This is a genomic window from Bradyrhizobium sp. 40, from assembly GCF_023100925.1.
Lineage (GTDB): Bacteria > Pseudomonadota > Alphaproteobacteria > Rhizobiales > Xanthobacteraceae > Bradyrhizobium.
Window position 1 is genome coordinate 5,351,209 of sequence record NZ_CP064688.1, and the last position, 25,616, is coordinate 5,376,824.

The window sequence follows — 25,616 nt, forward strand, 5'->3', positions numbered from 1 at the left end:
CAGCACATGACCTGGTCGATCATCGCGCGCGATTCTGCTACCGGCCAGTTTGGCATCGCCGTTGCCACGCGCTTCTTCGCCGTCGGCGCGCGAGTGCCTTACATCGCTGCGGGCCTTGGCGCCATCGCGACGCAGGCCTTCGTCAATCCTTATTACGGGATCGACGGCGTCAAGCTGCTGCGTCAGGGTCTCAACGCGCACGACGCGCTGGCCGCCGTGCTCGCGACCGACGACGGCCGCGAAAGCCGCCAGATCCACATCATGGACGCCAGTGGCGCGATTGCCGCGCATACCGGGCGCAACTGCGTCGATTGGTGCGGGCACATCGCGGGCAGCGGCTTCTCGATCGCCGGCAACATGCTCGCGGGCGCCGATGTGCTCGACGAGACCGCAAAAACCTATATCGCCAATGACAGCCTGCCGTTTCCGCGCCGCCTGCTCGCCGCGATGCGCGCGGGTGAAGCCGCTGGCGGCGACAAGCGCGGCAAGCAGTCCGCCGCGCTCCTGATCCACGGCGAGGAGGAATGGCCGGCATTGGACCTGCGCGCCGACGATCATCCCGATCCGCTCGGTGAGCTCGAGCGGCTCGAACGGGTCAGCCACGAGCTCTGGGTCCACTTCCGCGCCTCCATGCCGACGCGGCAGAACCCGGCCGGCAACACCGATCGCAGCGTCATCGACGCCAGCATTGCCGCAGCGCGCGCAAAACGCTCATGAACCCGAGCCCCCTCATCGAGATCAGCGATCTGCGCATTCGTTTTCACGGCGACGACGGCCGCGTTACCCATGCGGTCGACGGCGTCGATCTCAGCGTCGCCAATGGCGCGACGCTGGGCCTCGTCGGCGAATCCGGCTGCGGCAAGAGCGTGACGTCGCTGGCGATCATGGGCCTGCTGCCGAAGCAGAGCGCGGAGATCTCCGGCGCGATCCGCTTCGACGGTTTCGACCTCCTTAAGACGTCGGACCAGACGCTGCGCGACCTTCGCGGCAACCGGCTCGCGATGATCTTTCAGGAGCCGATGACCTCGCTCAATCCGAGCTTCACGATCGGCGACCAGATCGTCGAGACGATTTTGCGCCACCGCGGCGGTTCGCGGAGGAGTGCGCGCGAGCGGGCGATCGATCTGTTGCGTCGCGTCCACATCCCCTCGCCCGAGCGGCGGATCGACGAATATCCGCACAAGCTCTCGGGCGGGATGCGCCAGCGCGTCATGATCGCGATGGCGCTTGCCTGCGACCCGCGGCTGCTGATCGCGGACGAGCCGACCACCGCCCTCGATGTCACCCTGCAGGCGCAGATCCTGGAGCTGATGCGCGAGTTGAAGGCGGCGAGCGGCGCCGCCATTATCCTGATCACCCATGATCTCGGCGTCGTCGCGGAAGTCTGCGACGAGGTCGCGGTGATGTATGCCGGCGAGATCGTCGAGCGCGCGGCGGTGGACGAGCTGTTCTCGGCGCCGCAACATCCCTACACCGTCGGCCTGCTCGGCTCGATCCCGCGGCTCGACCATCGCGCCGAACAGCTTGCCACGATCGAAGGCATGGTTCCGAACATGGCGCAGCCGCCCGCCGGCTGTCGCTTCGCCGCGCGCTGCCCCTTCGTGCTGGCTGCCTGCACCAAGGCGCCGCCGCCGCTCGTCGAGGTCAGTCCCGGCCACCTCTCGCGCTGCATCCGCGCGCCGCTCGAACGTCTGGTGTCGTGATGGCGCTGCTCGAGGTCGATGGCCTGGTCAAGCATTTCGTCGCCGAGCGTTCGCTGTTCGGCCGCGCGCTGGCGCATGTCAAAGCCGTCGATGGCGTTTCCTTCTCGCTCGATGCCGGTAGGACGCTGGCGCTGGTCGGCGAATCCGGCTGCGGCAAATCCACCGTCAGCCGCCTGGTGCTGCGGCTGATCGAGCCGGATGCAGGCACGATCCGGTTCGAAGGCCGCGATCTGCTCTCGCTCGACGCCGGCGCGCTGCGCGCCTTTCGCCGCGAGGCGCAGATCATCTTCCAGGATCCCTACGCCTCGCTCAATCCGCGCATGACCGTCGGCCAGATCCTGACCGAGCCGCTGGCGCTGCACAACCTGGTGCCGCCCGCCCGGCGGCGCGAACGCGTCGAGGAGATCTTGCGGCTGGTCGGACTGGAGCCGCGGCTGGCGCGGCGTTACCCGCACGAGTTTTCCGGCGGCCAGCGCCAGCGCATCGCCATCGCCCGCGCGCTCGCGGTCGAGCCGAAACTGATCATCTGCGATGAGCCGGTCTCGGCGCTCGACGTCTCGATCCGCTCGCAGATCCTCAATCTGCTGCGCGAGCTCCAGGACCGGCTTGGGCTGGCCTACATTTTCGTCTCGCACGACCTCGCGGTGGTCAAGCACATCGCCGACCACGTGGCGGTGATGAATCTCGGCCAGATCGTCGAGACGGCGGCGGCGGACGCGCTGTTTGCCGCACCCCGCCATCCCTATAGCCGGGCCCTGCTATCCGCGATCCCGGTGCCTAAACCGCGGGCAAAGCGCAGCCGGATTGTGCTGCAGGGAGAGATCCCCAGCGCGCTCAATCCGCCGCCGGGATGCCGCTTCCACACCCGCTGCCCCTACGTGGTCGACCGTTGCCGCAGCGAAATGCCTCAGCTCGTGCCGGATGGCATCGGACATGCAACGGCATGCCACCGTACGTCGGAGTTGCCGTCGTCCGAGGCGATAGTCCCAACGGACGGCGGCTTCTCCCCGGTTCTCGAAAAATTGGTCGCCGCCTTCAGCGGCGGCCCGGAAGCAGTCCGCGGCAGCGGGGTTAGTTCATTGGTGACGAACCCGGCATAGCCGCAAAACAGAGGTTGAGAGCGATGAGTCCTATGCGTTTGGCACTCCTGGCGTCGGCATTGCTGACGTCGCTCGTGAGCGCGGCCCAAACCCAGGCCCAAGCCCAGACCACGCTTCGCATCGGCATCGCCGAGGATCCTGACATCCTCGATCCCAGCATCGGCCGCACCTATGTCGGCCGCATCGTGTTCTCCGCCTTCTGCGACAAGCTGTTCGACATCGACGAGAAGCTCAACATCGTGCCGCAGCTCGCGCTGTCCCATGAGACGTCGGCCGACGGCAAGGAGATGATCATCAAGCTGCGGCCTAACGTGAAATTCCACGATGGCGAACCGCTCGACGCGGAAGCGGCAAAGTTCTCGATCGAGCGTCACATGACGTTGCCGACCTCGTTCCGGAAGTCCGAGCTCGCCAGCGTCGACCATGTCGAGGTCGTCGATCCCCTGACCATCAAGCTGGTGCTCAAGACGCCTTACTCCCCGTTGATCGCCCAGCTGACCGACCGCTCCGGCATGATGGTGTCGCCGAAGGCCGCCAAGGAAGCCGGCGACAAGTTCGGCCTGCATCCGGTCTGCGCCGGTCCCTACAAATTCGTCGAGCGCGTGCAGCAGGACCGCATGGTGTTCGAGAGATTCGCCGACTACTGGAACAAGGACAACATCCATATCGACCGGGTGGTATTCCTGCCAATCGTCGATGCCACGGTGCGCCTTGCCAACCTGAAGTCCGGCGGACTCGATCTGATCGAGCGCGTGCTCGCGACCGACATCAAGGACGTCCGCGCCGATTCGCGGCTCGTGCTGTCGACGGCACCGGAACTCGGCTATCTCGGCCTCACGGTCAATATCGGCAACGACAAGAGCAAGGGGCCGCTGAGCCAATCGGCGAAAGTCCGGCAGGCGCTCGATCTGTCGATCGATCGCGAGGCTCTCAACCAGGTCGTGTTCAACGGCGAATTCACCCCGGGCAATCAATGGGTCAGCCCTACCCATCCCTACTACCAGAAGGCATTTCCGGTTCGTGGCCGCGACATCGCGAAGGCCAAGGCGCTTCTGAAGGAAGCCGGAATCACTTCGCCGGTGACCGTCGATTACATGATTCCCAAAGGCGCGGAGAACGAAGCGGTTGCCCAGGTGATCCAGTCGATGGCCGCGGAAGCGGGCTTCGACATCAAGATCCGCGCGGTCGAATTCGCGACCACCTTCAAGCAGGCCCAGGCCGGCGAGTTCCAGATCTTCCAGATCAACTGGAGCGGCCGCATCGACCCAGACGGCAACTCCTACATCTTCATGCGCAGCAAGGCACCGCAGAACGATGGCGTCTATTCGAATCCGGAGGCCGATAAGCTGCTGGAAGAAGGAAGGGCGACGTCCAACGTCGAGGAGCGCAAGGCGATCTACGCCAAGCTGAACAAGATCCTGCTCGACGACCTGCCGATCATATACATCTATCACCGCACGCTCCTGATCGCGCATACGACCAAGCTCCAGGGCTATAAGCAGATGCCAGATGGCCTCGTGCGCGTGGTCGGGCTTAAGTTTAAGTGACGGCGACATCGTCCGGAACAGGCGTGCGACTATGCTGAACTTCCTCGCCCGCCGCATTGTGCAGATCGTTCCGACACTGTTCTTCGTGTCGGTACTGATCTTCTCGCTCCAGCAATTGTTGCCGGGTGATCCGGCGCTGGTGATGGCAGGCGAGGAGCGCGATCCCGCCGTGATCGAGCAGATTCGCCAGCAATACCGGCTCGATCAGCCGATTCCCGTGCAGTACGTCTACTGGCTCAAGGGAGTCCTGATCGGCAATTTCGGAGAGTCGCTACGCAACAAGATGCCGGTGCGCGAGCTGATCGCGCAGAAGCTGCCGGTGACGCTCCAGCTCGGCTCGATGGCGATGTTGATCGCTCTCCTGATCGGAATTCCCGCCGGCATTGTCTCCGCCGTGAAGAAGGGCACCGTTTGGGACTATTGCGCCAATTTGTTCGCGCTGTGGGGCATCTCGACGCCAAATTTCTGGCTCGGCATCATGCTCATCTTCCTGTTCTCGATCGAACTCGGCTGGCTGCCGGCGTCCGGCTACGTGCCGCTGACCGAGAACTGGCGTGCGAGCCTCGCCGCCACCATCATGCCGGCCTTCGTGCTCGGCAACGCGATTTCCGCAGTCCTGATGCGGCACACCCGGAGCGCCATGCTCCAGGTGCTGGAAAGCGACTACGTCCGCACCGCGCGCGCCAAGGGATTGTCAGAGCGCTCGGTCATCCTCAAGCACGCCATGCGTAACGCACTCACGCCGATCATCACGCTCGGCGCGCTCGAGCTCGGCACGCTGTTGTCGGGGGCAGTTCTGACCGAGCAGATCTTCTCCATTCCCGGCTTCGGCAAACTGATCGTGGATGCCGTGTTCAACCGCGACTACGCCGTCGTACAGGGCGTCGTGCTGGTGACGGCGACGGTCTACATCGCGCTGAACCTGGTTGCCGATGTCGCCTACATCCTCGTCAATCCGCGGCTGCGGGGCTAGACTCATGACCGATGCCGCCCTGCCCGCCGCTCCCATCGCGCAGGCTGACGAGCTGGACAGCCCGGCGCGTCGCGCCCGGCGCCGCTTGTTCAAACGCAAGGCCGCAGTGTTCGGACTTGTGATGATCACGTTGTTCGTTGGGATCGCGCTGCTCGCGCCGTTCGTCGTGCCCTACGATCCCATCGCGACGAGCTGGAGCCTGGTCCGCAAGCCGCCCACTGCGGCGCACTGGTTCGGCACCGACGAGCTCGGTCGCGACATCCTGAGCCGCGTCGTCTACGGCGCCCGCGCGTCGCTGCTCGCGGGCCTCATCTCGGTCGCGATCGCGCTGGGCGTCGGCGTTCCGCTTGGCCTGCTCGCCGGCTATCGCGGCGGCTTCGTCGATGCGCTGATCAGCCGGATGACCGACGCGATGCTGGCCTGCCCATTCCTGATCCTGGCGATCGCGCTCGCCGCATTCCTCGGTCCGAGCCTCGGCAACGCCATGATCGCGATCGGCATCTCGGCAACCCCGATCTTCATCCGCCTGACCCGCGGCCAGGTGTTGAACGTCAAGGCTGAGGACTATGTCGAGGCGGCGCGCGCACTCGGCAATCCGCCGTGGCGGATCGCGTTCTCGCACATCCTGCCGAACATCCTGCCGGCGCTGCTGGTGCAGGCGACGCTGTCGATTGCGGCTGCCATCATCGCCGAAGCCGCGCTGTCCTTCCTGGGTCTCGGCCAGCAGCCGCCGGCGCCATCCTGGGGCAGCATGCTCAACGCAGCGCAGCGCTTCCTGACCCAGGCGCCCTGGATGGCGATCTGGCCGGGGCTAGCGATCTTCCTCGTGGTGCTGTCGCTGAACCTGCTCGGCGACGGCCTGCGCGACGCGCTCGATCCGCGCCAGCGCTAGATCACGGTCTCGCGCATCACGCGGCGGCAATCCATCTCGTATTCGAGATCGACCACCGGCGGCCGGGCATAGTGCCAAGTCAGGCCGGACCGCAACGCCCCGCGGCGGACGAGCTCGTCGACCAGCGCGTGGTGGAAATCGTGCACGGAATAGGCCTGCACGCCGGTCGTGTCCTTCCAGCCGAAGCCGAAGGCCGTCATCCTGTTCTCCATCTGGGACGTCGTCGTGAAGCGCACCTTCTCGCGAAGGCCCTCCGGGCTGAGGTCGCGGTAGCGCACGGTGCGCTCGACATAGGTCCCACCGCCCTCGCGCGCCTCGGCGCCGCCTGATATCACGAAGCTCGGCGTCTTCGAGCTAGTCGGCCGCGTGAAGGAGAACGCATAGAACGACGGCTCGGCCGGCGGATCGACCTCGGGACAGACATTGCTGCGCGCCACCGGATTGGTGCTGCCGTCGAAGATGCCCCATTCGGACAGCGTCTTTACATAGTGCAGGTTGAACGCGCGAAAGCCTTCCTCGCTGAAGGCCGCGGGCGAGCGCAGTTCGCAGGCGCAGAACGCCGTCAGCGGCCGCCCCGCCTCCCGAATATACTTCGCGGCAAGCGCAAACCCTTCCGCGAGCGGCACCAGCCGGTCGAAGCGGACGCGCTCGATCTCGTAGCCATCGTCCGCGGCCGCACCGGCCGAATATTGGAATACTGACGGAATGAAACGGTAGTTGCCGGCGGAGAATTCACCAATCATGTCGGACTCCTATTCCAGTTGCATGCGAATGCCCTTGTCGCCGTTAAGCAGGCGCTTCAGGTGAAAGCCGGCCAGGGAATCGCCGGCATGCATGCCGACCAGCGCGGCGAAGGCCGGCATCGCGGCGGCATCGCCGGCCTCCATCTTGGCAAACGCCTCGGAGTACAGCGCCGTTTCCGGCGCAGCGAATTGGGCTGGCGTCAGTGGCTCGAAAGCGCGCAACGGCTCGCTGCGTCCACGCAGCATCAGCTCCCCGACGGGACGACCCCGAAAATTCTCAGCCGCCTCGGCAATGCTGCCACTGACGCAAATCCGCGTGCCCAGATGCTTGTTCGCGGCTTCCAGTCGCGCCGCGATGTTGATGGAGTCGCCATACGCGGTGTAGTCGAAAAACCGGTTGCCGCCGAAATTTCCGACCAGAGCCGGCCCGGCGTGAATGCCGATGCGGGTGGTGCCGAAATTCACGCCTCTCACCTTCCAGCGCGCGGAAAAATCCTCCGCCCAGGCGTCGAGATCGTGGGCGCAGGCGACAGCGCGCGTCGCGTAATCGGGCTGATCGCCGGGTGCGTTGAAGAGCACCTGGATCGCATCGCCGATGATCTTGGCGACAGTCCCCTCGTGCGCGAAGACGATCTCGGTCATGCCGCCGACATACTCGTTGAGAAGCGCGCCCAGCGTCTCCGGCGGCGCACTCTCGACCAGCGAGGTGAAGCCGGTAATATCCGTGAAGATGGTCGCGACATCGCGCCACTGCACTTCGATTCCCTCGCTCTCACCGCTGGCCGCCAGACGCTTGGCGAGTTCGGGCGAGAAATGACGCGAGAGCGCGGCATGGGCGCGCTCTGCTTCCGCCTGGCGACCTCGCACCTCACGCAGCATTTCGATGTGGCGAATGGTCTTCTGGATGGTCATCTCCAGGTCGGCGAAGTCGATCGGTTTGGTCAGGAAGTCGAACGCACCGCGGTTCATCGCAGTGCGGATATTGCTCATGTCGCCATAGGCCGACACGATGATGGTGGACTTCTTGTCTTCGGCTTCCTGGAGCTTCGCCAGAAGCGACAACCCATCCATCCGGGGCATGTTGATGTCGGAGACCACCATATCCACATGCGGGTTTTGCTCGAGCGACTGCAGCGCCTCGAGGCCGTCGCGCGCAAACATGATGGTCACAGACCCATCGCGAATCTGCCGGCGGAATTTTTGCAGGACCAACGCCTCGAGATCCGGCTCGTCGTCGACGAAAAGGATGGTCGCGGTCATGCGGCTTGCCCGAGCCTCGTGTCGATTTCCTGCCGCAGAAGCGCGAAATCGATCGGCTTGGTGAGAAGCCCGACTGCACCGCGCTCGATCGCCTTCCGGCGCGTCTCGGCGTCGCCATAGGCGGTGATCATGATGACGGGAACATCCGGATGCGCGGCGCGTACTTTCGGTAGCATGTCGAGCCCGCTCATGCCGGGCATGTTGATGTCGGACAAAATCAGGATCAACGAGGGATCGCGAACCTCGGCGGCCAGTTTCAGCGCATCGGGTGCCGACGACGCGAATTCCATCTGGAAGCGGCCGGCGCGCAAATCGCGCCGAAACTGTTGCCGGAACAGCGCCTCGACGTCAGGCTCGTCATCGACGACCAGGATGTAAACGTTCAAGACTTGCCTCCGGAAGTGCCGCCCGCCGCCATCATGCGCGGCAGGGTGATGATGAATTCGGTGAATACGCCGGGTGCGGTGTTCACGTTGATCGTGCCGCCGTGCTGTTTCACCACGATGTCATGGCTCATGGAAAGGCCGAGCCCGGTGCCCTCGCCGGCCGGCTTGGTGGTGAAGAAGGGATTGAACATCTTCTCCTTCACCTCGGACGGGATGCCGGTGCCGTTGTCGTGAATGCGGATTTCGACCCTGTCGCCGAGAGTTTTTGTGGCCGCGCGCAGGGTGGGCTCGAAGGCATCTGCCGCGCTCTCCTTGCGCTTGGCCGCGGCGTAGAAGCCGTTCGAGATCAGATTGAGGAAGACTCGCGTAATCTCCTGCGGATAGATATCGACCATGCCTGCGGCGGGGTCGAAGCCGCGCTCGATCGTGACGTTGAAGCCGGGCTTCTCGGCGCGCGCGCCATGATAGGCGAGGTTGAGGCTTTCCTCGACGATGGCATTGATGTCGGCCGGACGGTGCTCGCCCGAGCCTTCGCGCGAATGCAAGAGCATGTTCCTGACGATGGAGTCGGCGCGCTTGCCGTGCTGCACCACCTTTTCGAGGTTGCTCCTGAGCATCCCGGTCAGCTCTTCGACCTCCTCCTTAGTCTTGCCGTCGAGCGGGGCCGCTTGCAGGGCCTCGTTGAGCTCGTCGATCAGCTCGGTCGACACCGCCGAGAAATTGTTGACGAAATTGAGCGGGTTCTTGATCTCGTGCGCGATCCCCGCCGTGAGCTGGCCGAGCGACGCCAACTTCTCGGTCTGGACCAGGCGGTCCTGCGCGCTGCGAAGATCGTCGAGGGATTGCGACAGCTCCGTCGTACGCTTGCGCAACTCGTTCAGAAGTCGCGTGTTCTCGATCGCGATGACGGCTTGTTTCGTGAAGTTCTCAACCAACGCGATTTGCTTGTCGGTGAAAGGCCGGACCTCCTTGCGATAAACCGCAACGGTTCCGATCAGCTCGCTTTCCCTCATCATGGGCACGATGACGATCGTCCGGGCGCCGGCGACGTCGGAGATTCCACGAATGGTCGGACCTCCGGCGAGATAGGCCGGAGTTTGCTGCACATCGTCAACGTGGACAACTTGACGTGTCCTGACAACCGCAGCAAGCGCGCTGTCCGGATGAGGACGGATCGCGATATCTTTTCGCGAGGCCGCGAACGCAGGTGGCACATTGTAGTCCGCAGCAATCGTGAAACTCTCACCATCCCACAGATTCATTACGCCGAAACTCGCACCACAGACGCGTGTGGCATTCTCGAGCATCTTGTGGAACACTGGTGTGAGTTCGCCAGGAGACGAACTGATGACCTGCAACACTTCCGACGTAGCCGTCTGTTGCTCGAGCGACTCGGTCAACTCAGCCGTTCTCACCTCGATCTTTTTCTCAAGGTCCGCATAGGATTCCTGCAGGCGCTCGCCCATCTGGTTGAACTGGTCCGCGAGACCCTCGAGCTCGTCACCGGTTCTGATCGAGATGCGTTGCGAGAAATCGCCGCCGCCGATCCGCTCGGCGCCGCTGCGCAACGCCTGGATCGGACCGACCATGCGGCGCGCCAGGAAAACCCCCGCAAGCACCGCGAAGATCGACGCGGCAAGCAGCACGATCGCGAGCCGCTGCAGCGAGGCGTAGAGGGAGGCGTAGGCTTCCTCTACCGGCAATTCCACGAACATGGTCCAGCCGAGCGGTGGAATCGGGGCGGACGCCGTCAGAACCTTCTGCCCCTGGATGTTGGTCGCCTCCTGTAGCGCGTCCGGCATGGTGCCGCCGCCGGCTTGCGCGGCCTTCACCTGCGCGAGCCTGGACATGTCGGTGTTGCGCAGGACCAGGCTGATATCGGGGTGCGCAATCAGGCGTCCCTCCGGACCGACCACGTAGGCATGTCCGTGCTCGCCGACCTTGATCTGGGACACGACGTCCCAGATCAGCTTGAGATTGACCTCTGCGATGCTGACGCCGGCATCCTTGCGCGCCCCGGCCTGCGCCAGGGTCATGTACGGCTCGGACTCCCTGCGGAAATAGATCGGACCGTAAAAGATCTTGTGAGCGACCGCCTCGGTAAACTTCGGATCCGCCGACAGGTCGATCCCGCTGTCGATCGCGTCCATGGCAAGCCGCGAGACCCGCAGCCGTTCCTTGCCGGTCGCATCGACCTGGGCGAGTTCGGTGATCGCGGGCACCTGACGCAGCAGCCGCAGCGCATCGAACCGGCGCTGCTCGATCGAGCCGGCCGACCAGGGCAGCTGCGTGGTCCAGCCGAGCTGGCTCTCGATCTCCTTGACGAACTGACCGATCTTGGCCGCGGCCGCCTCGGCCTGTTCATGCTGAACCCGGATCAGCGCGGCCTTGTGCTCGCGATAATAGAAGAGGACCTCGAACAGCCCGTTGGCCAGCAGCGCGATCGCGACGACGGCCACGAACAACGCGACATATTTGGTGAACAGCCGCGTCCTGATTCCCTGCCCCGGCGTCGTACCGGACGCGACGCCATCCGGCGTTGCGCTCGGCAGCGTTCGTGCTTGCGGGGTGTCGGGATGGAGGGAAAGGCTCATCCCGCCGAACCTAGCAAGAAGACCGGACCTTGTCTCTCGCGAGCGCAGGAAAGCCTGATGGCAGCCAGCCCCCGAGGCAAATAGAAAAGGCCGGCAGCGGATTGGCCGCTGCCGCCCTCGTGTTCGCTTTATCCGTGGCCTCAGGTCGGCCGCAGCGCCTTGGCGTTGAGGTCGAGGTCGTTGACCTGCTTGTTCCGCTCGGAATCGGCCGCCGCGCGATGGTCGGTCGCCAGCACCACGTAGACCGCCGGCAGCACAAACAGCGTGAACAACGTGCCGATCGACATGCCGGCCACGACCACCAGACCGATCGAGAAGCGGCTGGCCGCACCAGCGCCGGTCGCGGTCAGCAGCGGGATCAGGCCCGTCACCATCGCGGCCGTGGTCATCAGGATCGGCCGCAGACGAATACGGGCCGACATTTCGATGGCGGAGCGGCGATCGAGCCGCTCGTTGATCTGGAGCTCGTTGGCGAACTCCACCATCAGGATGCCGTGCTTGGTGATCAGGCCCACCAAGGTCAGCAGGCCGACCTGGGTGTAGATGTTCATGGTCGCCACGCCGAAGAACAGCGGGATCAGCGCACCAACGATCGCCATCGGCACCGAGATCATGATGACCAGCGGATCGCGCAAGCTCTCGAACTGCGCCGCCAGCACCAGGAAGATGATGATCAGCGCGAAGCCGAAGGTGATCGCGAGCTGGTTGCCTTCCTGGACATATTGCCTGCTGTCAGCAAGATAATCATGGCTGAAGCCTTGCGGCAGGTTTTTGGCCTCGCTCTCGAGGAAGTCGACCGCCGCACCGACGGTCACGCCGGGCATCGGCACTGCCGAGAAGGTCGCCGAATTGAGCTGATTGTAATGGGTCAGCGAATTCGGCTCGGTCTTGGTCTCGATCGAGACCACCGTCGACAGCGGAAGCTGCTGCCCGGTGTTGGTCGTCACGTAGTAGCCGGCGAGCGATTCCGGCGAGAGCCGCTGGCCGCGCGGCACCTGCGGGATGACCTGATAGGAACGGCCCTCGAGGTTGAAGCGGTTAATGTAGTTGCCGCCGAGCAGCACCGCGAGCGTGCTGCCGAGGTTCTGCATGCTGATGCCGAGATCCTGCGCCTTGGTGCGGTTGATCGTCACCTTCACGTTCGGCTGGTTGTAGGCAAGATCGCTGTCGGAGACGATGAACATTCCGCTCTTTCGGGCGGCAGCCTTCAGCTTCTCCATCTGCTCATAGACAGTCTGGAAACTGGCGGTGGAGTTGATCACCATCTGGACCGGCAGGCCGCCCGGACCGCCCGGCAGCGGCGGCAGGTTGAACGCGAACGCCTGCACGCCCTCGATCTTGGAAAGCTCGGCCTGCACCAGCGATTTCAGCTGGATCGACGAGCGCTTGCGCTCCTCCCATGGCTTCAGCAGCATGCCGGCGATACCGCCCTGCGGGCCGTTGATGCCGTTCAGCACGAAGCGCAGATCGGTCTCGGGGAATTTCTGGAATTCCTTGTCGAGCTTCTCGCCGTAAAAGTCGACGTAGTCGATGTTGGCGTATTTCGGCGCCTTGGTCACCGCGAACACGATGCCCTGGTCCTCCTCAGGCGCCAGCTCCTTCGACGTGTGCATGTAGAGGAAGCCGACGAGCCCGAGGATGGTCACCGCAAACAGGCCGGTGATGGCCTTGTAGTCGAGTGAGCGGTCGAGCCTGCGCCCGTACCACCGCGTCAGCGCGCCAAACACCTTGTTGACGAGCTTGGCGAAGCGCCCCTCTTCAGTGTTCTTCAGCAGCACCGAGCACATCATCGGCGACAGCGTCAGCGCGATCACGCCGGACACGATCACCGAGCCCGCAAGCGTGAAGGCGAATTCACGGAACAGCGAGCCGGTCAGGCCGCCGAGGAAACCGATCGGCGCGTACACGGCCGCGAGCGTGATGGTCATCGAGACGACGGGACCCACGATTTCACGCGCGCCTTCCAGCGACGCCTGGACCGGCGTTTTCCCTTCCTCCAGATGCCGATGGATGTTTTCCACCACGACGATGGCGTCGTCGACCACGAGGCCGATCGCGAGCACCATCGCGAGCAGGGTCAACAGGTTGAAGCTGAAGCCCAGCGCCAGCATCAGCGTGCAGACGCCGATCATCGACAGCGGGATGGTGACGACGGGAATGATGACCGAACGGAACGACGCCAGGAACAGGAAGATCACCACGATCACGATGATCACGGCTTCACCCAGTGTCTTCTCGACCTCGTCGATCGAGGATTGGATGAACTTGGTCGAATCGTAGGCGACCTTCATCTTCATCGACGGCGGCAGATTGCGCTCCAGCTCGGGGAACAGCGCCCGCACGCCCTTGACCAGCGTCAGCGGGTTGCCCTGCGGCGTTGCCTGCACACCGATGAAGATTGCGTGCTCGCCGTTGAAGGCGACGCTCGCGTCCGTGCTTTGGGCCGCAAGTTCGACGGTGGCGATGTCCTCCATCCGCACGAAGCCGCCGTCCTTCGCCTTGACGATCATCTTCTTGAACTGGTTGACGTCGGTTAGGCCCGTATTCGTCGATACGTTCGAGACGATGAGATAGCCCTTGGTCTGCCCCGCCGCAGACTGGAAGTTGTTGGCGGTGATCGCGGTCGCGACATCCGCAGGCGACACGTTGCGGCCGGCCATCTTCAGGGGATCAAGCCACAGCCGCATCGCAAAGGTCTGGCCGCCGAGAATGTCGGCGGAGGCGACGCCGTCGACGGTCGACAGCACCGGTTGCACAACGCGCGTCAGATAGTCCGAGATGGCCGAGCCCGACAGCTCTTCGGACGAGAATCCGAGATACATCACGGCCGTGGTCTGGCCCGTGGTCTTGGTGACAATCGGGTCGTTGGATTCCTTCGGGATCAGGTATTTGACCGAGTTCGTCTTGGCCAGAACCTCGGTCAGCGCCTGGTTCGGATCGAAGTTCAGCTTGATGTAGACCTGGATCGTCGAGGTGCCGAGCACCGAGGACGAGGTAATGTAGTCGACGCCTTCGGCGGAAGCGACCGCCTGCTCGATCGGAGTGGTGATGAAGCCCTGGATCAGGTCCGCGGATGCGCCCGGATAGACGGTCGTGATGTTGATGACCGTGTTCGACAGCTTCGGATATTGCCGGATCGGCAGCGTCGTCGCCGCGCGCAGGCCGATCAGCAGGATCAGCAGGCTGACGACGACCGACAGGACCGGGCGTTTGATGAAGATATCAGTAAAGCGCATCGCGGCGATCTCGATTTCTTTGACTTGCAATGCGCATGACCCGGCCGTGCCGGATCATGCTGCAACGTGTACGATGTCAGTAGCGCGGCGGCTGCGCCGGGAGCTGCGGAGCCGGGTCGGTCGAAATCGACACCGCCGCGCCCGATTGCAGCTTGAGTTGGCCGACCGCGACGACCTTGTCGCCTGGCTTCACGCCCTTGACGATTTCGACGCGACCTTCGACCCGGTTGCCGGTCTGCACGAAAGTGCGCACCGCGCTCAGGCTGGTCTTGCCGTCGGCTTCCTTCTTCTCGGTGATCACGAACACCGAGTCGCCGTACAGCGTGTAGTCGACTGCCGTCTCCGGCACGGTGACCACGGCCGGCTTGTCCGGGAGCACCACCGTGGTGGTCACGAACATACCGGGCTTCAGGATCTTCTCCGGATTGGAGATGGTCGCCTGCACGCGGATGTTGCGGGTGTCGGCCGAGATCTGCGGCTCGATCGTGGTGATCTTGGCGTCGAAGGTGCGGCCCGGATAGGCGTCGACCTTCAACCGGACTGGCTGACCGACCTTGAGGTTGCCCGAGTCCTTTTCCGTCACCGTGAAGTTGGCCCACAACTCCGACAGATCCGTCAGCGAAACGATGGCCGTGCCGGCGGTCAGATACTGGCCGACCTCGACCTTGCGGACGCCGAGATCACCGGCGAACGGCGCGCGGACCAGCTTCTGCGAGATCAATGCTTCGGTCTTGGCGATACCCGCCAGCGCCTGATCGTACGCGGCCTGCGCGGTATCGACGGTTGCCTGCGGGCCGAACTGGCGCGACGCCAGTTGCTTGGCGCGGTCCAGCGACAGCTGCGCGACGGTGGACTGCGCCTTGTAATTGGCGAGGTCGCCCTGCTCCGGCGCGTCGAACATCTGCACCAGCGGCGTGCCGGCCTCGACATGCGTGCCCGGCTCGAACTTGATCTCGGTGACGCGGCCGTTGACGTCGGCGCTGACGTCGACCTGGTGCACGGCAGACAGCCCGCCGACGGCCGTCAGCAGGTTCGGCACCACCTCGGACTTCGCCTCGGCGGCGCTGACCGCGACCGGCGGCGGCTTGTTGTTGGCGAAGAACTGCTTGATCATCTGGCCGCGGAAATAATTGAACCAGACGAGGCCACCGACGAGCACGGCCAAAAGCGCGCCGACGATGATGAACCAGAGCACCGGCCGGACCGGACGCTTGGGAGCCTTGTTGTCGATCGGTTCGCCCGAAATCTTGTGTTCGGTGACGATGTTCATGTCATGCACTCTCTGCAATCGCCGTCTTGTCCGCACACGCGGCCTGATCGCGGCCCAAATGCGAAGCAATTACGGCGTCGTTAAGTCCGATACCCCTCAGGAGAAACTCACAGAGCTGCCGCTCGAGGTCGTTCGCCTTGCCATAAGCGAGACACGGCGTGGCCGGCAGCCTGGTCAGCGCAGCGGTCATCACGGTGTGATGCGCAAACCAGAACAGGTTGAGCGGTTCGCCGTTGTATGGCCGCGCGTCCCTCGCGGCAACCGCACGCTCGAGCGAGGCGACGAAGGCCGCCCCGATCAGCGTCTCGATCTTGGCATATAGCAAACGGGCAAATTCGCCATCATCCAAATGACTCGTGGTCATCAATCGCAGGCGCTGGGCCTCTTCCTGGTCGGGCCCGTCGGCGATGTGCATGAAATGCCCGACCATGCCGCGGATCACTTCGACCAGCGTAGCGGTCGAAGGCTGACGTTCGAGCAGCTCCATGAGCGCCGGGTCCGCCTCGCATTCGTCGCTGAGGATTTCGGCGTACAGCGCGGCCTTGGACGGGAAATGCTTGAACAGCAGCGCCTCGGAAATGGCAGCGGCGGCCGCCACGCTCTTGGTCGTGGTGCCGGTATAGCCATGTCGGGCAAAGCAACGCTTTGCGGCGCCGAGGATCAATTGACGCCTCAGGTCGCTCGTCATACGCAATGAGCTCATGCTAGTGAGTAAGCACTCACCCACGCAAAAGTCAAGCACTATGCTGCATCGCAACCTGAGTGCGTTGTAATTTCAGTGGAAATTGACCTCGCCCACACGGTCCCCGTGCAGGACGGGACGCCGGAACGCCCGCCTAGATCGGTCGGAAGCCGAGGTCGCCGCGAATCCGGTTGAGAATGTAAGTCCCGTCCCGGCTCGGCAAAATCCGCTCCAGATTGGCACTGTCGATCTTCACATTGGCAAAGCGCGGCCCGGCGGTGACGTCGTGGACGGCTCTGGCGAAGGCCTCGACCTCGGCCATTGTCGTCACAGACCGGCTATCCCCGATGCCGCAGGCCTTGGCGACGCCGACGAGGTCGGCCGCCGCGGCCGTGTGGCTGGTCTGGCCCCCGGTCTCGCCATAGGCCTCATTGTCGAGCACCGCGATCGAGAGATTGGACGGCTTCTGGAGGCCGATGGTGGCAAGGCTGCCCATGCCCATCAGCATCTCGCCGTCGCCGGTGATCACCAGCACCGGCAATTTTGGCTGCGCCAGAGCGAGGCCCAACCCGATCATCGCCGCCCCGCCCATGCCGCCCCAGAGGTAGAAATTCCGGGCATGATCACCGGCCGCGCACATGTCGTTGGTGGAGGCGCCGAGGCCGCCGATCGCAACCACGTCCCTGCGGTTCGCGAGAAGCGTGGACACCACCTGACGGCGGTCGAGGAGATTGGCCTTGCTCATTTGGTGAAAACCTTGGCGCCGATCAGGCGTTGCGACAGCAGGACGGCGGTGGGCGTGAGCGCGTTGTAGGCTTGCGCGGCCGCCGCCTCGAGCACGGCCGGCACCTCGGCTGGGTTCGAAGCCCGCAGCACCTTGACACCCGAGAGCTCGAACACGCCCTGCGTGGTAGATCCCATCGGGACCTGCCACGGATTGAACTCGCCCCACTCCCCTCGCATGGTCACCAACGTGAGGAAAGGAAAGCGCAGGATCGGGATCAGCGACAGCATGTTGATGCAATTGCCGACCCCGCTCGACTGCATCAACAGCACGCCGCGCTGGCCGCCCGTCCAGGCGCCGGCGAGCAGCGCGACGCCCTCCTCCTCCGTCGTCAGCGGAATGCCGCGCATGGTGGACGAGGCCAGCACGCGCTGGATCAGCCTCGAATGGCCGGCGTCGGGCACGTAGGGCACCTGCCGGACGTCGAAGCGTTGCAGGGCCGCGAAGATATCGTCTGGCCATGAAGGAGCCGTGTCGGCAGCGTCAGAGCGGGCGTGCATTTTCCTGTCCGGTCGGCTTGCAAATCGCGGCTCGACTGTAGACGGTGAACCGAGCCGCTCAAAAGAGCGAATACAGCATATCGGACTCAACCGGCGAGTATGGCGGCATGAACGCAAGTGCGAATGAACTGGCGGCCAGTTTCGATCTGGAGAAGCTGACGCCGGAATTCTACGACGATCCCTACCCGACCTATCGTGCACTGCGGGAGAACGAGCCGGTCAAGCGCCTGCGCAACGGCACCGTGTTCCTGACCCGCTATGACGATCTCGTCACGACCTACAAGAACACAAAGTCGTTCAGCTCGGACAAGAAGCGCGAGTTCGCGCCGAAATACGGCGACACCCTGCTCTACGAGCACCACACCACGAGCCTCGTCTTCAACGATCCGCCGGCGCATACGCGCGTGCGGCGCCTGATCATGGGCGCGCTGTCGCCGCGCGCGATCGCGGGGATGGAGCCTGACATCATCAAGCTGGTCGACGGCCTGCTCGACGCCATCGCCGTCAAAGGCAGCTGCGAGCTGATCGAGGACTTCGCCGCCTCGATCCCGATCGAGGTGATCGGCAATCTGCTCGACGTGCCCCATGACGAGCGCGCGCCGCTGCGCGAGTGGTCGCTGGCGATCCTGGGCGCCCTCGAACCGGTCGTGTCGCCTGAGGTCGCTGCCCGCGGCAACAAGGCCGTGGCGGATTTTCTCGCCTATCTCGAAACGCTGGTCGCACGCCGACGAGCGAAGCCTGGCAACCCCGAACGCGACGTGCTGACGCGCCTGATCCAGGGCGAGGACAACGGCGAGCGGCTGACAGAGAAGGAGCTGCTGCACAATTGCATCTTCCTGCTCAACGCCGGCCACGAGACCACCACCAACCTGATCGGCAACGGCCTCGTGGCGCTAGACCGGAACCCGGATCAGAAGCAGCGGCTGATCGACAATCCCGAGCTGATCAAGACTGCGGTCGAAGAGATGCTGCGCTACGAGAGTTCGAACCAACTCGGCAACCGCATGACCACGGAGCGGGTCGAGCTCGGCGGCGTCATGCTGGATGCCGGCACGTCGATCACGCTGTGCATCGGCGCGGCCAACCGCGATCCGGCGCAGTTTCCGGACCCCGAGAGCTTCGACATCGCGCGCACGCCGAACCGGCATCTCGCCTTCGCCACCGGTGCGCATCAATGCGCCGGCATGGCGCTGGCGCGGCTGGAAGGCGCCATCGCGGTCTCACGCTTCCTGGCGCGCTTCCCGAACTATGCCGTGAGCGGACAGCCGGTCAGGGGCGGACGGGTGCGGTTCCGCGGCTTTTTGAGCGTGCCCTGCGCGATCGGTTGAGGCCTCAAAACAAAAAAACGCGAAAACAACCCCATGCACAGTAGAAGGTTACCGGCGCGCGATGTGCCGGTGATCCCGCGCAACCAATTGACATCTCAGGCCATCGGCGCCGCCGCGCGCAACAAATTCCGGAAGGCCTAAACCACCGTCTTGTGCCGCGAGATGCAGGTTTGCAGCACCTCGTCCATCGGTTTACTCCACCACTCGTTGGAGAAGATTTCGATCTCCGAATAGCCGGCAAAGCCCTGCGCTTCGACCGCTTCGCGCACCGATTTGATGTCGATCACGCCGTCGCCCATCATGCCGCGGTCGTTGAGAATGTCCCTGGTCGGCACCAGCCAGTCGCAGACATGGAAGGCAAGCAGGCGATCTCGGCCCGCGCGCGCGATCTGCCCCATCAGTTCGGGATCCCACCAGATGTGATAGACGTCGAGCGCGACGCCGAGCATGCCGCTGCGATCAGGGTCGAGCCGGTCGCAGATGTCGAGCGCCTGCTTCGTCGTGTTGACGCAGGCGCGGTCCGCCGCATAGGCCGGATGCAGCGGCTCGATCGCCAGCGGCAGCTTGGCCTGTTTGGCGTAGTCGAGCATTTCGGCGAGCGCCTCCTCGACCTGCGTCCGCGCGCCGGCAATGTCCTTCGACGCCTCGCTGCCAGGCCGCGAATATTGCGGCAGGCCGCCGACGACGAGCACGACGCAGGGCGCGCCAAGCGCCTTGGCTTCATCGACGCAGCGCCGGTTATCGTCGCGCACCTCGACCCGCCGCGATGCGTCAGAGGTGAACATACCGCCACGGCAATAGCCCGACAGGTCGAGACCGGCATCGCGCACCGCACGCGCGGCACGCTCGAGGCCGACGGCTGCGACCTGGTCGCGCCAGGGATCGATGGCGCGGATGCCGTGCCTGGCACAGGCCTCGACGATCTCCACGAGGTCACCCTGTTTGCGGATTGTCGCCGTGTTGAGCGATAGCCAGCGATGGTCGGACGAGAAATCACGCATCAGGATTCGATTCCGTGCGTTGAGAGCACCGCCTTCATCCGCAGCGTCGCCAGCTCCGGATCGGCGAGCAGCCCGCCCTTGTCGGCCAACCGGAACAGCTCGGCCAGATGCAGCGTCGAGCGCGTGCTCTCCTGCCCGCCGACCATGGTAAAATGGTCCTGGTGACCATTGAGGTATGCCATGAACACCACGCCGGTCTTGTAGAACCGCGTCGGCGCCTTGAAGATGTGGCGCGACAGCGGGACCGTCGGCCCCAGCACGTCGTGGAAGCCCGCTTCGTCACCCGCTGCCAACCGCGACAACGCGTAGGACGCCGCCGGCGCGATCGCGTCAAAAATGCCGAGCAGCGCGTGCGAAAAGCCCTGTTCGTCGCCGGCGATCAGCTCCGCATAATTGAAGTCGTCGCCGGTGTACATCTTGATGCGCTTGTCGAGACGACGGCGCATGTCGATCTCGCGCTGCTTGTCGAGCAGCGAAACCTTGACGCCGTCGACCTTGGCAGCATTGCCGTTGATGATGGCGACCGCAATATCCATCGCCTTGTCGAGATCGCTGGTGCCCCAATATCCCGTCAGCGCCGGATCGAACATGTCGCCGAGCCAGTGGATGATCACGGGCTCGCGAACCTGCGACAGCACGCGGTCATAGACCTTTGCGTAATCGTCGGCGTTACGGCCAAGCTTCGCCAGCGCGCGCGACGCCATCAAGATGATGCGGCCGCCGACCTTCTCGACCGCCGATACCTGCTCCTCATAGGCGCGGATCACGTCGTCGAGATTTTTGGCGTCCTCGACCGGGAGATGGTCCGTGCCCGCGCCGGAAAACACCAGGCCGTTGCGTCGCTTCGCGGCAGACACCGAGCGCGTGATCAGCTCCAGCGAGGTCGGCCAATCCAGCCCCATGCCGCGCTGCGCGGTGTCCATGGCTTCCGCGACGCCGAGCCCGAGGTCCCAGACGTGCTCGCGAAAGGCGATGGTCTTGTCCCAGTCGACGGCAGCGGAGAGCCACGGGTCGTTGTCGGCGAAGGGATCGACCACGGTATGGACGGCCGAGAACGCGATGCGGTTCAGCGGGCCCTCGAGCTTTGCGGGAAACGTTCGCGAGGCCGCGAGCTGGTAGGTTTCGATCGAGCGATCGGCCTTCGGCAATTTGAGCGACAATGACGACGTTGAAGGGACGGGCTCGGGCTGGACGGGCTTGTTCATTGTTCCCTCCTCAGACCTTGATCGGAGCGACGTCGATCCAGCGCCGCTCCTTCCAGCTCTTGAGCGCGCATTCGGCGAGCTGCACGCCCTTGACGCCTTCGAGCAGCGTGAACTTGTAGGGCGCATCTTCATAGACGTGGCGGATGAACATCTCCCACTGCTCCTTAAAGCCGTTGTCGTAGGTGACGTTGTCAGGCAGCTTCTGCCAGTCGCCGTAGAAATCGTGCAGCCGCTTCTCGTCGGGATTCCACACCGGTCGGGGCGTCGCCTGCCGTGCCTGGATCATGCAGTCGGAAAGGCCGGCGACGGCCGAGCCGAGCGTGCCGTCGACCTGGAAGGTGACGAGATCGTCGCGATAGACGCGCGTCACCCAGGACATGTTGATGTGGGCGATGGCGCCGCCCTTGAGCTGGAACGTGGCATAGGCGGAGTCGTCGGCGGTCGCCTTGTACTTCTTGCCCTGCTCGTCGAAACGCTCCGGGATGTCGGTGTTGCCGATGCAGCTCACGCTCTCGACCTCGCCGAAGAGATTGTCGAGCACGTAGCGCCAGTGGCAAACCATGTCGAGGATGATGCCGCCGCCGTCCTCGTCGCGATAATTCCATGACGGCCGCTGCGCCTCCTGCCAGCCACCTTCGAACACCCAATAGCCGAACTCGCCGCGCACCGAGAGGATGCGGCCGAAGAAGCCGGAGTCGCGCAGGAAGGCAATCTTCTTCAGGCCGGGCAGGAACAGCTTGTCCTGCACCGTGCCGTGCTTGACGCCCTTGGAATTGGCGAGCTTGACGACCTCGAGCGCCGCCTCGAAGTTCGTCGCGATCGGCTTCTCGCAATAAACGTGCTTGCCGGCATTGATGGCCTGGGTCAGAAGGCCCGGCCGTGCCTGTGTGGTCGCGGCATCGAAGAACATGGTGTCGTTCTTGTCGGCGAGGGCGGCATCGAGATCGGTGGTCCAGCGCGTGATGTTGTAGCGCTTGGCGAGCCCCTCGACCTTCTCGGCGCTGCGGCCGACCAGGATCGGGTCCGGCATCACGCGGTCGCCGTTCTTCAAGCGGACGCCGCCCTGCTCGCGGATCGCGACGATCGAACGGATCAGATGCTGATTGAGCCCCATGCGGCCCGTGACGCCGTTCATGATGAGGCCGAGGCGTTGCGTGGTCATGCCGATTGCTCCCAGAGTGATTTTGGCTGTTCGAGCGGGCGTAGCGCCGACCAGTCCGGATGAACCGACGTCGCAAAGCCCGTTGCATTGAGCGATCCCGTGGGGAGATCGCCGTTGTGAATGGAGAGGCGGATGCCCTGCCCGGCATCCGCGTAAAGATCGGGATGCGCGACGGCGAAAGCCTGGGCCTCCGCGGCGGGCGTATCAACGAAGCCATCGACGTAGTGGTGGCCGTTACGTTCGGCATGGGTGATGCCGATGAAGGCACCGAGCGCAAGGTCCTGCTGCAGGGCGAGGCCCGCCTGGCAGGTCAGGTCCTCGCCGGTCACGAAGAATCTTTCGCCGGCCACGCTCCATTTCGCCGCGCGCGTCGCGTTGACGATGGACTTGTAAAGCCCTTTGCAGGATTTCGACGAGATGCCGTGATAGCCAAGCGCCCGTGCCGCAGGAAACGCGTCGTAGGAATCGTCGGCTTCGTCGATGATGAAGCCACGCGCAGCGAGCGAGCCGAGCGGTGACAGCCTCATAACATCGCGCGGCATTGGCTGCTCGATATAGAGCAGCCTGGATGAAATCGATCGCAGCGCAGTGTCATGGTCGAGCCGGCCGATGAGTTCATGCAAGGCTGCGAGATCGGCATATTGCTCGTTGGCATCGAGCGTCACTTTGTAGTCACGGTCCAGCGCATCGAGTTCCTTGCCAATGCGCGCCAGCCGCGCTGCATCGCCGACGGGGTCCCCCGACAGCTTCAGCTTGAAGTATCTTGCACCGGAGTTCTCGTGGGGATCTGCAACTCCGCCCTCGCCTTCAACGTTGTCGTCGAGACCGACGGTATGCCTGATGGCAACGCGCGCCAGCGGCTTCCGGCCGGATAGAAACGTCTTGAGATCCGTGTCCTTCAGGTCGGGCGAAAGCCGCGCATCGATGCCGGCGATGTTGCCGGCCATGCCGTCGAAAAAATTGGTCTCGGCCGCACGGAGCAGCGCGTCGAGGATCGCTTTGTCGATTTCCGCAGGGCCGTAGGCCGCGGCAAGCGCCGGAATGTTCTTTTTCGCACAGGTTGCGACCTGGGCACCGACGCACGATGCATGCAGATCGAATGCCGTGAGAAATCCGGTTCGCGCAAGATAAAGCCCCCGCGCGATCTCCAGCGAGCGGCGCAAATCATCGACGGTCTGCGCCGGCGACAGTTCCGGCCGCTTATCGAACCATTTCGGCACCAGCAGCTCGGCGCTGGCACCAAATGCACTTCCCCTGCCCTCGATCTCGATCTCGACCCGCACGAACAGCTGCGGCGTCGCATTGATGGTGATCGCGCCAAAGCGGAACGGCCGCGCGAACTGCACGGGACGTTCGAAGAACGCGATATCTCGCAGCTTCAGACGCGGCGCCATGGCTTTAGTCCAGCGAACCTTGCGAAAAGAAATGCTTGCGGATGCGCTGTACGAGTTCGGTGAACACAGGATCGGCCATCACGTCCAGCGAACGGGGCCGCGGCAGCGGCACGTCGTAGATCGCGGCGACCGCGCCGGGCCGCTCCGTCATGACCAGCACGCGATCGGCGAGGAACACGGCCTCGGGGATCGAATGCGTGATCAGCAGGACCGTCTTCCTGGTCTCGCGCTGGATCCGCATCAGCTCGACATTCATGCGCTCGCGCGTCAACGCGTCGAGCGCGCCGAACGGCTCGTCCATCAGCATGATCCGGGGATCATGCACTAGGGCGCGGCAAATCGAGGCGCGCTGCTGCATACCGCCGGAGAGCTGCCACGGCAGCTTCTTCTCGAAACCTTCGAGCCCGACCAGCTTCAACAGTGCCTTGGCGCGGTCGAGATATGTCTGCCGCGGCAGCCGCTTCATGTCGATCGGCAGCATCACGTTGGACAGGATGTTGCGCCATGGCAGCAGCAGCGCGTTCTGGAACACGATGCCGACATTGCCATGCGGCGCCGTCACCTTCTCGCCCTCGACCAGGATCTCGCCCGTGGTCGGCGGCAGCAGTCCCGAGATCAGCTTGAGCAGCGTGGACTTGCCGCAGCCGGATGGGCCGACCACGACGAAGAACTCGCCGTCATTGATGTGAAAGTCGAGCGGCCGCAACGACGGCACATCGCCGTCGCGCGTCCGGTAGGTCTTCGACACGCCTGACAGCTTGATGCCCGACGCATCGCCGGCAGCCCGGTCGCTCACCAGTCTCAGATGCGCGGCCGGTTGCAGGGTTTCACTCATGGCTGTCGCGGGTTTCACGAACCGCTCTTCGGCAGATAGTCGTTGGTATAGAACGCCTTCGGGTTCTCCTTGGCCTTGGCGTCGAGCCCGCCATATTCGACCATCAGATTGACCGAGTCCGTCATGTTCTGGTCGGTGACCTGGAACGGCCGCTTGCTCTTGGTCTCGGGCGTCCGGTAGAGCGGAATGGTCAGCTCAAAACCTTGCGTCAGCGTGTCGATCTTGCCGCCCTTGGGGTTGGCGTCGAGGATCGACTGCGCTGCCGCCTTCGGCTCCTTCTCAGCGGCCTCGACCGCCTTGGTCGTGGCCGACATGAAGCGGCGGACGAGATCGGCATTGGCCTTCACATAATCAGTATTGGCAATGATGCCGGAGGAGACCATGTTGATGCCGTAATCGGCGAACTTGATCGGATAGACGTCCTTGCCGGTGGCGTCCTTGATCTTCATCGACTGGTCCATGACGTAGCCAAGCAATAGGTCAGCCTGGCCGTTGATGACCGCGTTGAGCTTGGTCTGGCCATCGCCCGCCACCGTCTGGAAGTCGCTTTCCTTGAGGCCGGTCTTCTTCAGGAACAGCGGCCAGATCTGGGTCATGGAATCGGCCGGCGTGATCGCGACCGTCTTGCCCTTGATATCCTCGGGCTTCCTGATGTTCTTGTCGACGAAACCCATGGCGGACATCGGGCTGGTCTGGAGCAGCACGCCGGTCGCAACCACCGGCGCACCCTTGATCGCCGCGCGCATCATGGTGGGCACGTCGACATAGCCGAAATCGGCGGTCTTGGCGGCCACCGCCTGGGTGGTCGCAGCCGAGCCACGGCCTTCCTGAATTTCGAGGTCGATGCCCTCTGCCGCATAAATGCCCTTGGCCTTGCCGTAATAGAACGGCGCGTGCTCGCCATAGACGTACCAGTTGAGCATCAGCACGACCTTGTCGGCCGCTTGCGCCGGCATGGCCGCGAACACCATCAGCGCCGCCGAGACAGCTCCTATCCACCGCTTCATCGTCACTCTCCCTT

The 25,616-nt window shown here is 63.9% G+C and carries 22 protein-coding genes; 7 read left to right on the top strand and 15 right to left on the bottom strand.

Going from position 1 to position 25,616, the window contains the following annotated elements:
- The first annotated feature begins 6 nt into the window (after positions 1-6).
- The 6 genes from IVB40_RS25780 to IVB40_RS25805 are packed head-to-tail and all read left to right on the top strand — an operon-like array spanning position 7 to position 6,215.
- Complete coding sequence (locus IVB40_RS25780; protein ID WP_247360001.1) at positions 7-717, top strand: DUF1028 domain-containing protein; 711 nt, start codon at positions 7-9, stop codon at positions 715-717.
- Positions 714-1,703 (top strand): ABC transporter ATP-binding protein, encoded by a 990-nt coding sequence (locus IVB40_RS25785; protein ID WP_247467159.1) that lies wholly within the window; start codon positions 714-716, stop codon positions 1,701-1,703. The genes IVB40_RS25780 and IVB40_RS25785 overlap by 4 nt, the downstream gene beginning before the upstream one ends.
- Positions 1,703-2,803: a dipeptide ABC transporter ATP-binding protein gene (locus IVB40_RS25790; protein WP_247360003.1), complete on the top strand. Its 1,101-nt coding sequence runs from the start codon at positions 1,703-1,705 to the stop codon at positions 2,801-2,803. Before IVB40_RS25785 ends, IVB40_RS25790 begins: the two co-directional genes overlap by 1 nt.
- Positions 2,804-2,826: 23 nt before the next feature.
- Positions 2,827-4,350: an ABC transporter substrate-binding protein gene (locus IVB40_RS25795; protein ID WP_247360004.1), complete on the top strand. Its 1,524-nt coding sequence runs from the start codon at positions 2,827-2,829 to the stop codon at positions 4,348-4,350.
- Positions 4,351-4,381: 31 nt separating this feature from the next.
- Positions 4,382-5,323 (top strand): ABC transporter permease, encoded by a 942-nt coding sequence (locus IVB40_RS25800; RefSeq protein WP_247360005.1) that lies wholly within the window; start codon positions 4,382-4,384, stop codon positions 5,321-5,323.
- A gap of 4 nt (positions 5,324-5,327) precedes the next feature.
- Positions 5,328-6,215: an ABC transporter permease gene (locus IVB40_RS25805; RefSeq protein WP_247360006.1), complete on the top strand. Its 888-nt coding sequence runs from the start codon at positions 5,328-5,330 to the stop codon at positions 6,213-6,215.
- Here IVB40_RS25805 and IVB40_RS25810 read toward each other — a convergent pair.
- The 9 genes from IVB40_RS25810 to IVB40_RS25850 form a co-directional block, all read right to left on the bottom strand.
- The gene (locus tag IVB40_RS25810) at positions 6,212-6,958 is read right to left on the bottom strand and encodes a hypothetical protein (protein ID WP_247360007.1); all 747 of its coding nucleotides are present in this window, start codon (positions 6,956-6,958) and stop codon (positions 6,212-6,214) included. The genes IVB40_RS25805 and IVB40_RS25810 overlap by 4 nt on opposite strands.
- 9 nt (positions 6,959-6,967) lie before the next feature.
- Positions 6,968-8,218 (bottom strand): adenylate/guanylate cyclase domain-containing protein, encoded by a 1,251-nt coding sequence (locus tag IVB40_RS25815; RefSeq protein ID WP_247360008.1) that lies wholly within the window; start codon positions 8,216-8,218, stop codon positions 6,968-6,970.
- Positions 8,215-8,604 (bottom strand): response regulator, encoded by a 390-nt coding sequence (locus tag IVB40_RS25820; protein WP_247360009.1) that lies wholly within the window; start codon positions 8,602-8,604, stop codon positions 8,215-8,217. The genes IVB40_RS25815 and IVB40_RS25820 overlap by 4 nt, the downstream gene beginning before the upstream one ends.
- On the bottom strand, positions 8,601-11,198 hold the full coding sequence (locus IVB40_RS25825; protein WP_247816700.1) for a cache domain-containing protein: 2,598 nt from the start codon (positions 11,196-11,198) through the stop codon (positions 8,601-8,603). The genes IVB40_RS25820 and IVB40_RS25825 overlap by 4 nt, the downstream gene beginning before the upstream one ends.
- A 140-nt stretch (positions 11,199-11,338) precedes the next feature.
- Positions 11,339-14,434 carry a MexW/MexI family multidrug efflux RND transporter permease subunit gene (locus tag IVB40_RS25830; RefSeq protein ID WP_247289093.1) on the bottom strand — a complete coding sequence of 1,032 codons (3,096 nt, stop codon included), beginning with the start codon at positions 14,432-14,434 and terminating at the stop codon, positions 11,339-11,341.
- Positions 14,435-14,510: 76 nt separating this feature from the next.
- The gene (locus tag IVB40_RS25835; protein WP_027568880.1) at positions 14,511-15,704 is read right to left on the bottom strand and encodes an efflux RND transporter periplasmic adaptor subunit; all 1,194 of its coding nucleotides are present in this window, start codon (positions 15,702-15,704) and stop codon (positions 14,511-14,513) included.
- A 1-nt stretch (position 15,705) separates the two neighbouring features.
- Positions 15,706-16,407: a TetR/AcrR family transcriptional regulator gene (locus IVB40_RS25840; RefSeq protein ID WP_247819593.1), complete on the bottom strand. Its 702-nt coding sequence runs from the start codon at positions 16,405-16,407 to the stop codon at positions 15,706-15,708.
- A 133-nt stretch (positions 16,408-16,540) separates the two neighbouring features.
- Entirely contained in the window at positions 16,541-17,131 is a 591-nt protein-coding gene (locus tag IVB40_RS25845) for a thiamine pyrophosphate-dependent enzyme (protein ID WP_247816701.1), read from the bottom strand.
- On the bottom strand, positions 17,128-17,670 hold the full coding sequence (locus tag IVB40_RS25850; RefSeq protein WP_247360013.1) for a phosphonopyruvate decarboxylase: 543 nt from the start codon (positions 17,668-17,670) through the stop codon (positions 17,128-17,130). Before IVB40_RS25850 ends, IVB40_RS25845 begins: the two co-directional genes overlap by 4 nt.
- A gap of 107 nt (positions 17,671-17,777) precedes the next feature.
- On the opposite strand from IVB40_RS25850, the gene IVB40_RS25855 reads away from it, so the two are divergent.
- A complete protein-coding gene (locus IVB40_RS25855) occupies positions 17,778-18,998 on the top strand; it encodes a cytochrome P450 (RefSeq protein WP_247816702.1) in 1,221 nt (406 codons plus the stop codon).
- Between the two features lie 137 nt (positions 18,999-19,135).
- Here the strand turns inward: IVB40_RS25855 and IVB40_RS25860 are convergent, their stop codons facing one another.
- The 6 genes from IVB40_RS25860 to IVB40_RS25885 are packed head-to-tail and all read right to left on the bottom strand — an operon-like array spanning position 19,136 to position 25,602.
- A complete protein-coding gene (locus tag IVB40_RS25860; RefSeq protein ID WP_247816703.1) occupies positions 19,136-19,999 on the bottom strand; it encodes a sugar phosphate isomerase/epimerase family protein in 864 nt (287 codons plus the stop codon).
- Positions 19,999-21,204, bottom strand: coding sequence for a dihydrodipicolinate synthase family protein (locus tag IVB40_RS25865; RefSeq protein ID WP_247816704.1), 1,206 nt, complete (start codon positions 21,202-21,204; stop codon positions 19,999-20,001). Before IVB40_RS25865 ends, IVB40_RS25860 begins: the two co-directional genes overlap by 1 nt.
- 10 nt (positions 21,205-21,214) lie before the next feature.
- Entirely contained in the window at positions 21,215-22,366 is a 1,152-nt protein-coding gene (locus tag IVB40_RS25870; RefSeq protein ID WP_247288534.1) for a Gfo/Idh/MocA family oxidoreductase, read from the bottom strand.
- Positions 22,363-23,760, bottom strand: coding sequence for a hypothetical protein (locus IVB40_RS25875; RefSeq protein WP_247816705.1), 1,398 nt, complete (start codon positions 23,758-23,760; stop codon positions 22,363-22,365). Before IVB40_RS25875 ends, IVB40_RS25870 begins: the two co-directional genes overlap by 4 nt.
- A 4-nt stretch (positions 23,761-23,764) precedes the next feature.
- Entirely contained in the window at positions 23,765-24,613 is an 849-nt protein-coding gene (locus tag IVB40_RS25880) for an ABC transporter ATP-binding protein (RefSeq protein WP_247816706.1), read from the bottom strand.
- On the bottom strand, positions 24,610-25,602 hold the full coding sequence (locus tag IVB40_RS25885; RefSeq protein WP_026233291.1) for an ABC transporter substrate-binding protein: 993 nt from the start codon (positions 25,600-25,602) through the stop codon (positions 24,610-24,612). The genes IVB40_RS25880 and IVB40_RS25885 overlap by 4 nt, the downstream gene beginning before the upstream one ends.
- Between the last annotated feature and the right edge of the window lie 14 nt (positions 25,603-25,616).